At 70.3% G+C, this 13,720-nt stretch carries 14 protein-coding genes; 8 read left to right on the plus strand and 6 right to left on the minus strand.

The annotated features are described in order from the left end of the window. Positions 1-31 precede the first annotated feature (31 nt). Both PYV02_RS13465 and PYV02_RS13470 read right to left on the minus strand, forming a co-directional pair. Positions 32-508, minus strand: a complete 477-nt coding sequence (locus tag PYV02_RS13465; protein ID WP_275759571.1) for a protoporphyrinogen oxidase — start codon at positions 506-508, stop codon at positions 32-34. 63 nt (positions 509-571) lie between these two features. Beyond that, entirely contained in the window at positions 572-3,046 is a 2,475-nt protein-coding gene (locus PYV02_RS13470; protein WP_275759572.1) for an ATP-dependent DNA ligase, read from the minus strand. Positions 3,047-3,126: 80 nt separating this feature from the next. Here PYV02_RS13470 and ku point away from each other — a divergent pair, with 80 nt between their 5' ends. Next, positions 3,127-3,984, plus strand: coding sequence for a non-homologous end joining protein Ku (gene ku / locus PYV02_RS13475; protein WP_275759573.1), 858 nt, complete (start codon positions 3,127-3,129; stop codon positions 3,982-3,984). A gap of 18 nt (positions 3,985-4,002) precedes the next feature. Here ku and PYV02_RS13480 read toward each other — a convergent pair whose 3' ends face one another. Genes PYV02_RS13480 through PYV02_RS13490 form a run of 3 tightly spaced genes read right to left on the minus strand, consistent with a single transcriptional unit; the run spans position 4,003 to position 6,954 of the window. Beyond that, the gene (locus PYV02_RS13480; RefSeq protein ID WP_275759574.1) at positions 4,003-5,013 is read right to left on the minus strand and encodes a YihY/virulence factor BrkB family protein; all 1,011 of its coding nucleotides are present in this window, start codon (positions 5,011-5,013) and stop codon (positions 4,003-4,005) included. Next, positions 5,006-5,497, minus strand: a complete 492-nt coding sequence (locus PYV02_RS13485) for a DUF6328 family protein (protein WP_275759575.1) — start codon at positions 5,495-5,497, stop codon at positions 5,006-5,008. The genes PYV02_RS13480 and PYV02_RS13485 overlap by 8 nt, the downstream gene beginning before the upstream one ends. After that, positions 5,494-6,954: an Ada metal-binding domain-containing protein gene (locus tag PYV02_RS13490; RefSeq protein ID WP_275759576.1), complete on the minus strand. Its 1,461-nt coding sequence runs from the start codon at positions 6,952-6,954 to the stop codon at positions 5,494-5,496. Before PYV02_RS13490 ends, PYV02_RS13485 begins: the two co-directional genes overlap by 4 nt. A 134-nt stretch (positions 6,955-7,088) precedes the next feature. Between PYV02_RS13490 and PYV02_RS13495 the strand changes: the two genes are divergently transcribed. The 4 genes from PYV02_RS13495 (at position 7,089) to PYV02_RS13510 (ending at position 9,078) form a co-directional block, all read left to right on the plus strand. Beyond that, positions 7,089-7,481 carry a TraR/DksA family transcriptional regulator gene (locus PYV02_RS13495; RefSeq protein WP_275759577.1) on the plus strand — a complete coding sequence of 131 codons (393 nt, stop codon included), beginning with the start codon at positions 7,089-7,091 and terminating at the stop codon, positions 7,479-7,481. A gap of 79 nt (positions 7,482-7,560) precedes the next feature. Continuing rightward, a complete protein-coding gene (locus PYV02_RS13500) occupies positions 7,561-7,926 on the plus strand; it encodes a DUF7882 family protein (RefSeq protein ID WP_275759578.1) in 366 nt (121 codons plus the stop codon). A 115-nt stretch (positions 7,927-8,041) separates the two neighbouring features. Next, complete coding sequence (locus tag PYV02_RS13505; protein WP_275759579.1) at positions 8,042-8,776, plus strand: AzlC family ABC transporter permease; 735 nt, start codon at positions 8,042-8,044, stop codon at positions 8,774-8,776. Continuing rightward, the gene (locus tag PYV02_RS13510; RefSeq protein WP_275759580.1) at positions 8,773-9,078 is read left to right on the plus strand and encodes an AzlD domain-containing protein; all 306 of its coding nucleotides are present in this window, start codon (positions 8,773-8,775) and stop codon (positions 9,076-9,078) included. Before PYV02_RS13505 ends, PYV02_RS13510 begins: the two co-directional genes overlap by 4 nt. 9 nt (positions 9,079-9,087) lie before the next feature. Here PYV02_RS13510 and def read toward each other — a convergent pair whose 3' ends face one another. Then, positions 9,088-9,654 (minus strand): peptide deformylase, encoded by a 567-nt coding sequence (gene def, locus PYV02_RS13515; protein WP_275759581.1) that lies wholly within the window; start codon positions 9,652-9,654, stop codon positions 9,088-9,090. Positions 9,655-9,695: 41 nt separating this feature from the next. Here def and PYV02_RS13520 point away from each other — a divergent pair, with 41 nt between their 5' ends. The 3 genes from PYV02_RS13520 to PYV02_RS13530 all read left to right on the plus strand — a co-directional run bounded on the left by PYV02_RS13520 (position 9,696) and on the right by PYV02_RS13530 (position 13,347). Then, positions 9,696-10,682: a DMT family transporter gene (locus PYV02_RS13520; RefSeq protein ID WP_275759582.1), complete on the plus strand. Its 987-nt coding sequence runs from the start codon at positions 9,696-9,698 to the stop codon at positions 10,680-10,682. Between the two features lie 59 nt (positions 10,683-10,741). After that, complete coding sequence (locus PYV02_RS13525) at positions 10,742-11,983, plus strand: glycosyltransferase (RefSeq protein ID WP_420833636.1); 1,242 nt, start codon at positions 10,742-10,744, stop codon at positions 11,981-11,983. A 152-nt stretch (positions 11,984-12,135) separates the two neighbouring features. After that, a complete protein-coding gene (locus tag PYV02_RS13530) occupies positions 12,136-13,347 on the plus strand; it encodes an HNH endonuclease (RefSeq protein ID WP_275759584.1) in 1,212 nt (403 codons plus the stop codon). Positions 13,348-13,720: the final 373 nt, after the last annotated feature.

A 13,720-nucleotide genomic window follows, 5' to 3' on the forward strand; every position in this document is an offset into this window, starting at 1 on the left:
TCAGAGCCCCCGTGCTCAGAGCCCCGAAGAACTACGCCTTCGGCGCGTCGTCCTCGTCGTCGATGACGTCGAGCACGCGCTCGCGGGCCTTGCCCGCGGTGGCCACGGCGTTGTCGACCGCCGCCTCGCCGCGCTCGCGCAGGTCGCCGGCGAGCTTGCCCGCACGGTCGGCGATGTCCTTCGCGGTGTCGCCCGCGCGGTCGGCGAGATCCTTGGCGGTGTCGCCGACGGTGTGCGCCACATCCTTGGCGGTCGCGGCGACCTTGGTCGCGGCATCCTTCGCGACGCCGGGAGCGGCCTTCGCGGCGGCCTCGGCACGCTCGCGGATGATGGGCGCCTGCTGCCGCGCGTAGACCTCGACGTCGTGGCGCGCCTTGGCGACGCGGGGGTCCTCCCAGATGCCCGTGACCCAGGCCTTCATCTGGTCGTAGCGCTCACGACCGTCGCGCGTGCCGAGAACGTAGCCGACCGCGAGGCCGAGACCGAGCATGAAGATGCGAGGATTCATGCCCCCAGCCTGTCATGGTCTGCCTGTGGGGTACCAGGGGCTTGCGCTCTGGGCGGCGTTCGGTCAGGGTGCGCCGGACTCGCGCATCACCTCGTCCGGCGACTTGTCGGGCCGCCAGCCCCGCCAGCTGGGATGCCGCAGCTTGCCGGTCGGCGTCCACTCGCCGAACTCCACCTCGCCGACCAGGCTCGGCGTCACCCAGTGCGCGTCCTTCGCGTCGGGCGCCGGAACCTCGGAGAGGGGGCTGGTCTTGCGCTCCAGGCGGCGCAGCCGCGCACCGATCTCGTCGAGATCGCGCTCGCTGAACCCGCTGCCGACGCGGCCGACGTACCGCAGTTCATCGCCCTCGGGCACCCCCATCAGCAGGGATCCGACGCGGTGCGCCCGGCTGCCGGTGCCCGGCCGCCAGCCGCCGATCACCACCTCCTGGGTGAGGTGATGCTTGACCTTCAGCCAGGAGCGCACGCGCTTGCCGGGGGAGTAGGTGCTCTGCCGCCGCTTGGCGATCACGCCCTCCAGGCCCAGCGTGCGGCTGGTGGCCATCGCCGCGGCGATGTCTCCCTCGAACGCCGGCGGCACCTGCACGGGGCCGGAGGAGGTGACGACGCGCTCCAGTTCGGCGCGTCGCTGGGTGTAGCCCTCGGCGAGCAGGCTGCGGCCGGACGACTCCAGGATGTCGAACACCATGTAGTGCGCGGGCACGGAGGCCATCATCCGCTCCACCTCGGCCTGCTTGGTGAGCTTCATGCGCTTCTGTAGCACGCCGAAGTCCGGTCGTCCGGCCTTGTTCAGGGCGACCACCTCGCCGTCGAGGATCGCGTCGCCGTGCACGAGCGCGGCCAGCTGCTGCAACTCGGGGTAGGTCGCGGTCACGTCGATGCCGTTGCGGCTGGACAGACGCACCTGACCGTGCGCGACCTCGGCGATCACGCGCACGCCATCCCACTTCATCTCGAAGGCCCACTGGTCGGTGTCTCCGAGCTCGCCCGCCGTGCCTGGGCTCGCGAGCATCGGGGCCGGCAGCGTGCCGCGGGATGCCTCGGGGCGACCGAGCACGCGACGGCGCGAGTCGGCCTTCGCGTGGCGGGCCGGCTGCTCGCTCGCGTCTTTCATGAGGTGGATCAGCCAGTTGTTCGACTCGTCCCCGGAACGGCCGCCGGTCTGGATCAGCGCGTAGCGGTGCGATCCGTGCTTCTCGCCGTGCAGGGTGGCGATCACCTCCTTGCCCTCGCGCCACTTCTCCAGCTCGTAGGTGCCCTGATCCCAGATCGTCACGTCGCCCGCGCCGTACTGGCCCTTCGGGATGGTGCCCTCGAAGGTGCCGTATTCGAGCGGGTGGTCCTCGGTCTGCACCGCGAGGTGGTTCTGGGCGGGATCGGTCGGCACGCCCTTGGGCAGCGCCCAGCTCACCAGCACGCCGTCGTGCTCGAGCCGGAAGTCCCAGTGCAGGCGACTGGCGTGGTGCTCCTGGATCACGAAGGTGTTGCCGCTCGAGGGCGGGGCGACGCCCGCGGGCACCGGCTCGGGCGTCTTGGAGGCCTCCCGCATGCTGCGGTACTTGGCGAGCCGGTCGTCGGCGCCGTCGGCGTGCACGAAGCCGGCCATGCGCGCCGCGGTCGGCTCGAGGGATGCCAGGTGCCCGGCGGTCAGCTCGGCGAGCGGATCGCCGATCTCGGCCACGCGCTCGATCACCTCGCGGTAGTCCAGGTGCCGCAGCTTGGGGTCGTCGAGTTCCTCCCAGGTGCGCGGGGCCGCCACCGTGGGCTGCAGCCGCCCGCGTAGAGAGTACGGCGTGATGGTGGTCTTGTTGCCGTTGTTCTGGCTCCAGTCCACGAGCACCTTGCCATCGCGCAGCGCCTTCTTCATGTCGCTGACGATGAGGTCGGGTCGCTCGGCCTCGAGCACCCTGGCCAGCTCGTGCGCCACTTCGGAGACCTCGTCGCTGGTCTGCTTGCCGTCGATGGCGGCATAGAGGTGGATGCCCTTGCTGCCGCTGGTCACCGGCATCGGCTTCAGCCCCATGCCCTCGAGGATGACGCGGGCCAGGTTCGCGACCTCGGCGCATTCCGGCAGTCCCGCGCCCGGCCCGGGGTCGAGGTCGAGCACGAGCCGGTCGGGATTCTTGCGTGCCCCGGTGCGACCGAACTGCCACTGCGGCACGTGGATCTCGAGTGCGGCGATCTGCGCGAGCCAGGTGAGCGTCGCAAGATCGTTCACGAGCGGATAGACGTTGACGTGGTCGGAGTGCTGCAGCTCACGACGCGGCACCCACTGCGGGGTGGAGCGCTCGTCGAGGTTCTTCTGGAAGAACACCTGCCCTGGCTCGTCGGCCGTGCCCACCCCGTGCACCCAGCGCTTGCGGGTGGCCGGGCGGTTGCGCGCGTGCGGGATGAGCACCTCGGCGACTCGCGCGTAGTAGTCGATCACGTCGGCCTTGGTCGTGCCGGACTCGGGGTAGAGCACCTTGTCGAGGTTGGTCAGCTTGAGCCGATGACCCTCGATGGTGACCGTCTGATCCGACGACGCGGTGGCTGCCATGAATCCATACTCCACGCCAGGGGGTGACAGGGCCACCCCGGCGCGGGACAATGTGTACTCAGTCAACATTGGAGATGGACATGCGGTCGATCTGGAAGGGCGCCATCACGTTCGGCCTCGTCAACGTGCCCGTGAAGGTCTACGGGGCGACCGAGGACCACGATGTCGCGCTGCACCAGGTGCATGCCAAGGACGGCGGGCGCATCCGTTACAAGCGCGTCTGCGAGCTCGACGGCGAGGTGGTGGAGTACTCCGACATCGCGAAGGCGTATGACGACGGCGAGAAGACCGTGGTGCTGACCGACGCCGACATGGCCTCGTTGCCGGCGGAGAAGAGCCGCGAGATCGATGTCGTCGAGTTCGTGCCGAACGATCAGATCGACCCGATCATGTTCGAGAAGGCCTACTACCTCGAGCCCGACTCGAAGTCGGTGAAGGCCTACGCCCTGCTGCGCCGCACCCTGGAGGAGACGGATCGCACCGCGATCGTGCAGTTCGCCCTGCGTCAGAAGACGCGGCTCGGTGCCCTGCGGGTGCGCGGCGACGTGATCATGCTGCAGGGGCTGCTGTGGGATGACGAGGTGCGCGAGGCGCGATTCCCCTCGCTCGACGAGAAGGTCACGATCACGGCGAAGGAACTGGAGATGTCGGAGGCGCTCGTCAAGAGCTTCGAGTCCGACTTCGAACCGCAGAAGTTCGCCGACGACTACCAGGACCAGCTCAAGGAGCTCATCGAGGCCAAGCTGGAGAAGGGCGACGCGGTGGACACCGCGGAGACGTTCGGCGAGGCCGCCGAGACCGCGGACGGCGGTGGCGAGGTGCTCGACCTCATGGAGGCGCTGCGGCGCAGCGTGGAGAAGAACCGCGCGAGCGCGGCACCGGCCGCCAAGAAGGCGCCGGCCAAGAAGGCTCCCGCGAAGAAGAAGGCCGCCAGCTAGCTGCTGCACAGACCGGATTCAGGGGGTTCGACGACCCCTCTCCGCCCGCTCTCGCATGGCCTTGGCCTCCGCGATGTCGGCGGCGCGCTGCTGGGCGAGCATGAGGTTGCGGCGGGTGTCTCGCATCGGCAGCAGCACCACCTCCTCCGCCGCGAGCCCCGCGTTCAACTGGCGCAGCCGAACCACCTCGGCGTCGAACTCCGCCCCCAACACGAGCACCAGGTTCGTCAGGTAGATCCAGAGCAGCAGCACGAGCAGTCCGCCGAGCCAGCCGTAGATGCGGTCGTAGGCGCCGATCACGGAGACGTTGAGCGAGAAGCCGAGGGTGGCCAGCGACCACGCGATGATCGCGAAGACCGCGCCGAAGCTGACCCAGCGCATCCGTTCGTGTCGCACCGTGGGTGTGGCGTAGTACAGCACGGCGATCACGAGCGTGATGAGCAGCAGCAACGTCGGCCACCGGCCCACGTTCCAGACGGTCAGCCATGGCTCGGCGAGCCCCAGCGCGCTCGCGATGCGCGGCGTCGTCGCCAGCAGCACGACGATCACGGCGCCGAGCACGAGCAGCAGCACCGCGAGCAGCAGCATGGTGCCGCGGAAGCGCCAGAACTGCCGGCCCTCCTGCACCTCGTAGACGCTGTTGACGGCCCGGCCGAACGCGGTGGCGTATCCCGAGACCGACCACAGACACAGCACGACCCCGATGCCGAGCCCGATCGCGGGGTTCGCGACGCTGAACAGCTCGGTGATCGGTTCGCGCAGGGTGTCGACCGTGGTCGGGCGCAGCACCTCGTCGGCGATGCTCAGCACGATGTCGACGGCCCGGTCGCGTCCGTTGCCGACCGCGACCGCCGAGACCACCGCGAGGGCCGCGGGCAGGAAGGTGAGCGCGGCGAAGAAGCTCAGGGCCGCGGCGGAATCGATGCCGCGGTGCCGCATGAACCCGTGCCAGGCCCGTCGTGCCGCGTAGCGCCAGGCCGATCGCGGCAGCCCGCGGGCGGTCTGCTGGGATGCCGGGCGCTCAGTCACCGCGTCGGTTCCGCCGCACGATCGCCGGCATCAGCAGCCAGGCCGCCGCGATCACGACGAGCGCCGCGCCGCCGGCGACGAGACCCGCGGTCGGACCGATCACCACGTCGAAGATGAGCACCGTCGTGCCGGCGAGCGTGAACGCGACGGCGACGAGGGTGAGCATCAGCAGTCGATGCGCGAGGCGGACGATCTCTGGCTTCGCGCGCTTGCGGAACAGCGCGCGGTGCAGGCTCACCGGTGCGAGTGCGAGCACCGTGGCGATGACGGACACGGCCACGAGCACGAGATAGATGGTCACCTCTTGCTGCCCGAGCTCGGTGAACCTGGGCTGGAAGGCGAGGGCGAGGAGGAAGCCGGTGAGGATCTGGGTGCCGGTCTGGATCACCCGCAGCTCCTGCAGGATCTCGTTCCAGTTGCGCTCGACGCGCTCCGCCTCCGATTCGTTGCGGTCCAGTGGTGGCTCGTCGCGGCTCGCGCTCATCCTCCGATCGTAGGCCGAGACCTCCACAGGTGAAGCCCCGCGTAGCTGCGCCACGGCGACCAGCGCGTGGCGTGCGCCGCGAGGGCGCGGGGCGTCGAGGGCATGCCGTGGGCCGCGGCGCTCTGCTGCATCACGAGATCGCCCGACAGCAGCACGTCCGGGTTGCCGAGCACCCGCATCGCGAGGTACCCCGCGGTCCAGGGGCCGATGCCGGGCAGTGACTGGAGGCTGGCGCTGAACTCGTCGGCGGGCATCCCGACGTCCAGGCGCAGTCGGCCCTCGACGATCGCCTCGGCCGCGCCCACGATCGTGGCGATGCGCGTCGCCGGCCCGCGCAGCACGTCGCGACCGCGGGCGGCGAACTGCTCCGCAGTCGGGAACAGGCCGTCGGTGCCGAGATCGCGGCAGAGCGTGCCGAGCACGGTGCGGGCGGCGGCGACGGAAATCTGCTGGCCGACGAGCGTGGAGAACAGCGCCTGCTCGGGGTCGACGACGCCGGGCAGGCGGATGCCCGGGGTCACCGCCACGAGCGGCGCGAGCACCGGATCCTCCGCGAGGGCCTCGTCGATGGCGACGGAATCCGCGTCGAGGTCGAACAGCCGACGCAGCCTGGAGACCAGGGGAGCGAGGTCGGAGACGTGCTCGAGCCGGGCGGTGACCGCCACGCCCGCGCCGTCGAGCCGGGTGTGCACGTGCGCCACCCCGCCCGGCAGGCGCACCGGGCGCGCGAACCAGTCATCCCCGCCCTCTTCGAGTCCGGGGATGGCGTGGTCGGTGAAGAAGCGCATCAGTCCCGGGCCGTCGAACGGCGCTCGGGCCGGCAGCCGCAGCGAGATGCTCGTGCGATCGGCCGGCGCCGCAGGCCCCCGGCCGCGTCTGGCGAGGGCGCGCAGGGCGGTCGGGGTCGTCTCGTAGACGGCGAGGATCGTGTCGTTGAACTGGCGGATGCTGGCGAACCCGGCCGCGAACGCCACGTCCGCGATCGGCAGCTCGGTGGCCGCGAGCAGGGTGCGCGCGTTCTGGGCGCGGTGGGCCCGGGCGAGGGCGAGCGGCCCCGCGCCGAGCTCGGCGACGAGCACCCGGCTGAGGTGGCGTGGCGTGTACCCGAGACGGGCGGCGAGGCCGGGCACGCCCTCGCGCTCGACGACGCCGTCCGCGATCAGGCGCATGGCGCGCGAGGCGAGGTCGTCGGCGAGGTTCCAGTCCGGGGAGCCGGGCACGGCATCCGGCTGGCACCGCTTGCAGGCGCGCAGGCCCGCCTCGTGCGCCGCCGCCGCGGTGCGGTAGAACGAGACGTTGCGCTCCTTGGGGGTGGTGGCCGGGCAGCTGGGGCGACAGTAGATGCCCGTGGTGTGCACGCCGACGATGAACTGGCCGTCGAAGCGAGAGTCGCGGCTGGCGAGGGCGCGGTAGCGCTGCGCGAAACGCGGGTCGGACGGCGCGGTGACGGCGGGCATGCAGCAAGCGTGACACGAGCGGGTGACATCCACTAGCGGATTTCAGACACCACGGCGCGCGGTGCCACTACCCGCATTCGGGGGACATCGTCAAGGCCTGGCGGGGCACGGTGATGGATGTTGTACTTGGCCTCGTGACCCCACCATCCAGCACCCCGACCCGCACCCCGAGATCCCTCTCCGTCGCCCAGCAGACCAAGCTGCGCACCCGATTGGTGGCCGAACTGCAGGAACTGCGCGAGGTGCAGGAGCGGCTGCAGCGGGAGATCGCCGCCGGCATCGAGACCCGCCGCGGCGCGCAGAACGACGAGACCGACGATCCCGAGGGCGCGAGCCTCGCGTTCGAGGGCGCGCAGAGCTCCGCGATGCTGCAGCAGGCCCGCCGACACGCGGATGAGGTCGCCGCGGCCCTGGCGCGCCTGGATGGCGGCAGCTACGGCACCTGCGTGGAATGCGACGGTGCGATCGCGACCGGACGTCTCGACGCACGCCCCGCGACCGCGCACTGCATCGACTGCGCCAGTTGACCCGGCCGTCGTCACCGCGGTCGGTTCACGGCGCGCGATGGATCGGTAGGATCGACCCCGAGTTCTCTAGGAGGCTGCCATGGGCTCGTTGATCTACGGCTCCGCCTCGATCGAGGTGCAGTTCGACGACCGGGTGCTCGCGCACCTGCAGGTCGTGATGAGCGCGAAGCTGCGCCGGGGCGAATCGTTCTTCTTCAGCTGGTTCGACACGCCCGCGATCGGCGACGGTCGCAGCGCGGTGTGGATCGACTCCAGCATCCCGCTGTATTTCCGGTACAGCGGCAGCCGCCAGCCGAACCTCAACAAGGCGTGGCTCGAAGAGATGGCGATCTCCGCGGGCAGCAACCAGGGGCTCGTGCTGACCGAGGAGCCGAACGGCGACCAGGTGCACGCCGGCGACAACAGCGTCAAGCGCAAGAACGGCAAGGACGCCGCGAAGGACTGAGCGCGCGGGCGGTGCCGTCGCCGCGTGGGCAGTCGCGGGCCAGTGCCGTCGGGTTGGCCTGAGGGGTGATCGCGGCCCACGGGTAGAGTCTCTCTTTGCACAGCAAGGGGAGCACGTGGGCACGAAGCGCACACCGGAGCAGGCGGTCGCGATCCGCGCCAGCTTCGCGGTCGGTCTCGCGGTGGCCGCGTACGGGGTGTCGTTCGGGGCGTTGGCCGTGGCATCCGGTCTCGACATCTGGCAGGCGTGCGCGATGAGCCTGCTGATGTTCACGGGCGGCTCGCAGTTCGCCCTGATCGGCGTGCTCGCCGCGGGCGGCGTCGCGGCCGGGGGAGCGGCGATCGCGAGCTCGACCCTGCTCGGCACCCGCAACGCCCTCTATGCGCTGCGCGTGGCGCCGTTCATCGGCGGCCGCTGGCCGAAGAAGCTCCTCGCCGCGCACTGGACCATCGACGAGACGACCGCGGTCTCCACCGCGCAGGCGACGCTCGCGGGACAGCGCGCCGGCTTCTGGTGGACCGGCGCGATCATCTACATCGGCTGGAACATCACCACGCTCATCGGCGCGTTGCTGGGCGACCTGCTCGGCGACGTGAGCGCTTACGGTCTGGATGCCGCGGCCGCCGCCGCATTCCTCGGCCTGCTGTGGCCCAGGCTCAAGCAGCTGCAACCGGTGGTCGTCGCGATCGGAGCCGCCGTCGTCGCGGCGGTGCTCACCCCGACGCTGCCGCCGGGCATCCCGGTGCTCGCGGCCGCGGTCGTCGCGGTGATCGTGGGCCTGACGAACTGGCTGGGCACGTCCGCCTCCGACGAGGCCGAAGCCGAGCCGGATCCGATGGGGGAGCGATGACGACCTGGCACATCATCCTGCTCGCCGCGATCCTGGCCTACGCGCTCAAGCTCTCCGGGTATCTGATCCCGCCGTCGTTCGTGGAGCGGCCGACGCCCGCGCGCGTGGCGAACCTGCTCACGGTGGCGCTGCTGTCCGCGCTCATCGTGGTGCAGACGGTGGGCGCCGGTCAGGCGATCGTGTTCGATGCGCGCGTGCCGGCCCTGCTGGTCGCCGCCGGGCTGTTCGCGCTGCGGGTGCCGTTCATCCTGGTGGTGCTCGCCGCCGCGGTGACGGCGGCGCTCATCCGCATGCTGACCTGAGGCCGCGAGCTAGCCCTCGAGGTCGTCCTCACCCGGCAGCCAGAACTGGCCGGGGGAGCCCCAGCTGCGCTTCTTGATCACCTTCGCGGCCGCCTTGGCGTGCGGGTGATCGAGCCGGTCGGCGTAGAGGATGCCGTCGAGGTGATCGAACTCGTGCTGGAAGATGCGCGCCAACCAGCCGTCGGCGTGCACCTCGAATGCCTCGCGATCGAGGCCGACGGCGCGCAGCAGGGCGCGCTCGGAGCGCCGCAGCGGGAAGCGCTCACCGGGAATGGAGAGGCAGCCCTCCGACTCGGCGTCCTCGTCGAGCTCGCCGATGGCCGGCGGGCTAATCCAGAGCTCGGGGTTGATGGCGACGCCGTGGGATCGGGCACCGGTGTCATCCGTCCAGTCCCAGACGAAGATGCGCTGGGCCACTCCGACCTGCGGCCCCGCAAGCCCGACGCCGGGCGCCGCCGCCATCGTCTCGACCATGTCGTCGATGAGGGTGTGCAGGGCACGGTTGAACTCGGTCACGGGGGAAGCGACCTGGTGCAGCACGGGTTCACCCGTGATCAGGATCGGCAGAACGGCCATGCACGCCAGAATATCCGGCGTTCACCCGGTAGATTCTCACTGTGCCGCCGGACCTGCAAGATCTCGCCGACCAGTTGACGCTTCCGTCGACTGCGGCGATCGGCATCCCGCTCGCGCTCATCGCCGCGGTGCTGCTGGCCATCGGCACGCAGTTCCAGCACCGGGGCGTCACGATCGTCGAGGAGAAGCACGAGGGTTCGAAGACCGGTCTCAACTTCCGTCAGCTGAAGGCCTTGCTCGCGCGTCCGTCGTGGGTGATCGGCACCGTGCTGCTGGGACTGGCGATCGTGCTGCAGCTGACGAGCCTCACGCTCGCGCCGATCACGGTGGTGCAGCCGCTCGGCGCCGTCGCGCTCGTGGTCACCGCGATCGTCAACGCCCGGGTCACCAAGACGCCGCTGGACAGGGTCTCCATCCGCTCGATCGCCATCTGCGTGCTGGGCGTCGGGGTGTTCGTCACGATCGCCGCGTTCGTCACGCAGTCGCACCCGGTGACCGCGACGCAGTTGTGGACCGTGCTCATCGTGCTCTCGGTGGTGCTCGCGATCCTGATCACGCTGTTCCTGGTGCTGCGCGGTCGCACCCCGCGGCCGATCTTCTACGTGATCGCCGCGGGCACGCTCTTCGGTTTCGTCGTCACGCTGGCCAAGGTCGTGATCGACCGGGTGCGCACCATCATCATCACGGACTTCGAGATCGATGCGGCGGACATCCTGACGCTGCTGTGCATCGTGGGGCTGGTGGCGGCATCCCTGTTGGGGCTGTACTTCGTGCAGACGGCGCACTCGACGAACCCGCCCGACCTCGTGGTGGCCGGGCTCACCGTGATCGACCCGCTCGTCGCGGTCGCGATCGGCATCGTCGTGCTCGGCGAGGCCGCCGGGGCGCCGTGGTGGGCGATCGTGGGCTTCGTGGCGGCCGGTGCCACCGCGATCTACGGGGTGATCTCGCTCTCGCGCCATCACCCGCAGTCACTGGCGAATACCGCGATCGTCGACGTGGTGGACCCCTCCGTCGCGGAGCGCTGAGGTACGGTGGAACACGGCCTTTTTCGCGCCACCCCGAGACCCAAGGACGTTCACCGACTGTGACTGACGCCGCGAGACGTTCTCCGCACGCCGACAAACCACGATTGCGCGTGCTGCTCGCCTGCGACACCTTCTGGCCCGAGATCAACGGTTCGGCGAATTTCGTCGCACGGCTGGCGGCCGGCCTGGTGGAGCGCGGGCACGACGTGCACGTCGCGGCTCCCGCGTACACGAACAAGAAGGTCGGCGCGTTCCAAGAGGAGCACGAGGGTCAGACGATGACCGTGCACCGCATCTACTCGTGGCGCTGGTATCCGCACCCGTGGCTGCGGTTCTCGCTGCCGTGGCGCATCAAGCAGAACTCGGCGCGCATCCTGGATGCCGTCAAGCCCGATGTCGTGCACTTCCAGTCCCACATCGTGATCGGTCGCGGCATGACCCTCGAGGGCATGAAACGCGGCGTGCGGCTGATCGGCACCAACCACTTCATGCCCGAGAACCTGCTCGAGTACACCGCGATCCTGCCGAAGCGGCTCAAGCCGTGGGCCGTGCAGTTGGCCTGGGATGCCGCGGACCGCTCCTTCAGCCGCGCCGAGCGCGTCACCGCCCCCACCGAGAAGGCCGCCGAGTACCTGGCCGCGAACACCTCGGTGAAGGATGTGCTCGCGATCTCGTGCGGCATCGACGCCCACAACTACACGCCCGACTTCACGCCGAAGAGCGAGAACCTGATCGTGTTCCTCGGTCGCATGGCGGAGGAGAAGCAGGTCGACAAGCTGCTGCGCGCGTTCGCGAAGCTCGACCCGGCGCTGAACGCCAAGCTGGAACTGATGGGCGGGGGAGACCAGGAGAAGCCGTGGCGGGCGCTCGCGGCATCCCTGGGTCTGGGTGACCGCGTGCACTTCGCGAGCTATGTGGAGGACGACTACCTGCGCTCGACGCTGACGCGGGCGAAGGTGTTCGCGATGCCCTCGATCGCGGAGCTGCAGTCGATCTCGACCATGGAGGCGATGGCCAGCGGTCTGCCGATCGTCGGCGCGAACGCGATGGCCCTGCCGCACCTGGTGCACGACGGCGAGAACGGGTTCCTGTTCGAGCCGGGCAACGTGGACGAGCTGGCCGAGAAGCTCACCGCGGTGCTGACGATGCCGCACGAGGAGATGGTGAAGATGCAGAAGGAGAGCCTGCGCATCGTGGAGGCCCACGACATCCAGCGCACGCTCGACACCTTCGAGAGCCTCTACCGTGGCGAGCCGGTGTCGGTCGGGGTGGGCACGGCGGCGAAGGCGAAGAACGCCTAGGTTCTGCCTGGAGCGCGTGCGTTCTCGGGGCCGCGCGTTTTGCGGCGCTTTCTCGCGGCCTGTGGATGGCGCGCCGCGCGGCTCGCCTGTGGGGAAGAAGTGCCCCCTGACCAGCACTTCCCAATGTCGGTGGCCCCTGCTCTACTAGCACCATGACCACCGCACTCGACCCCGATCGCGCGGACGTGCGCGTCGAGTTCGGTCTCGCCCGCGCGGAGTTCGCGGCGCGCTCGGCCACCCGGGCGCACGCCGAGCAGTTGGCCGCGATCGACGCGACGCTGCACGAGGCGCGGCGGTATCCCGAGGTCTTCCTCGGCGGGGCCATGCTGGCCGATCACCCGGATGCCGCGCAGTTCGCCGAGCGCGCCGCCATCGCCGACCTCGCCGTGCGTTTGTGTATCGCCGAGAGCACGGTGCGCGCTCAGGCCGCGCAGGCCGCAGCGCTGCTGCACCGGGCGCCGCGGGTGTGGACGCTGTTCCGCGAGGGCGACGTCGCGACGCCCAACGCCCGCACCGTCGCCGACCTCGTCGCGACCCTGCCCGAGCCCGCGTGGGTGGCCTTCGAGGATGCCGTGCTCGCCCCCGCCGAGACCCTCGCCCCGGCCCGCTTCCGCACCCTCGCCCGCGCCGCCTTCGAACGCCTCCAGCCCGCGCCCGAGCGGCGCCACGAGCTGCGCGCTCAGTTGCGGCGCGTGCACCTCGAGCACGACATCGACGGCATGAGCTGGTTCAGCGCCTACCTGCCGGCCGCGGTCGGCGAACGCGCCATGGCCCGCATCGAGTCCGGCGCCCGCTCGCTCGCCGCGGCACCCGACGAGTCCCGCACCCTCGACCAGTTGCGGGCGGATGTCGCGGGCGACCTGCTCGCGGGCGTGCTCGGTGTCGGCACCGCCGCAGGCGTCTCGGTCGCCGTCACCGTGCCGGTGCTCACCCTGCTCGGCGCCTCCGAGGCGCCCGCCACCCTTGAGGGCTACGGCCCGATCGACGCGGCCACCGCCCGCGAACTGGCCGGTCACGCGCCGAGCTTCACGCGCATCCTCACCCACCCGATCAGCGGCGCGGTGCTCGACATCGACCGCACGAGCTACCGCGTGCCGGCCGACCTCAAGCGCTGGCTCGCGCTGCGCGACGGCAACCTGTGCACCTTCGCCGGATGCGGCCGCCACGCCCGCGACTGCGACCTCGACCACACCATCGACTGGGCCGACGGTGGCCCCACGAGCGCCGCGAACCTCGCCCACCTGTGCCGCAACCACCACCGCCTCAAACACAACACCGGCTGGACCCTCGGCAACGACGACGGCCGCCTCACCTGGCGCAGCCCCACCGGCGCCACAAGAACGGCAGATCCGCCGCCGTTCTAGCCGGCCCTGGCCGGGCCGCGCTTGCGGCATCCCACCACTCCCGCCCGACTGCGACCTCGACCACACCATCGACTGGGCCGACGGCGGCCCTACGAGCGCCGCGAACCTCGCTATTCGGTCATACCACCACCGGGCGCCACCGACGTGGTGACAGAGAGGGCTCTCTGCCGCGCACAGAAGTCTCGCGGACGGTAGAACCTCCTAATACCACCTGCCCTCTATGCACCGGTTTGTCGCAGACGACCAGTACTCTCTGAGGCACAGTCCCGCTCGTTGGGGGCTTGACCCCTGATCTTGGACACGCTGATTCCAGCACGGCGCTGGGGAAGCGAGAATCCAAGGGATGGCAAGGAAGAACTACACGGACGAGTTC

It is taken from the genome of Antiquaquibacter metalliresistens (assembly GCF_029211225.1).
GTDB classification, from domain to species: domain Bacteria; phylum Actinomycetota; class Actinomycetes; order Actinomycetales; family Microbacteriaceae; genus Rhodoglobus; species Rhodoglobus metalliresistens.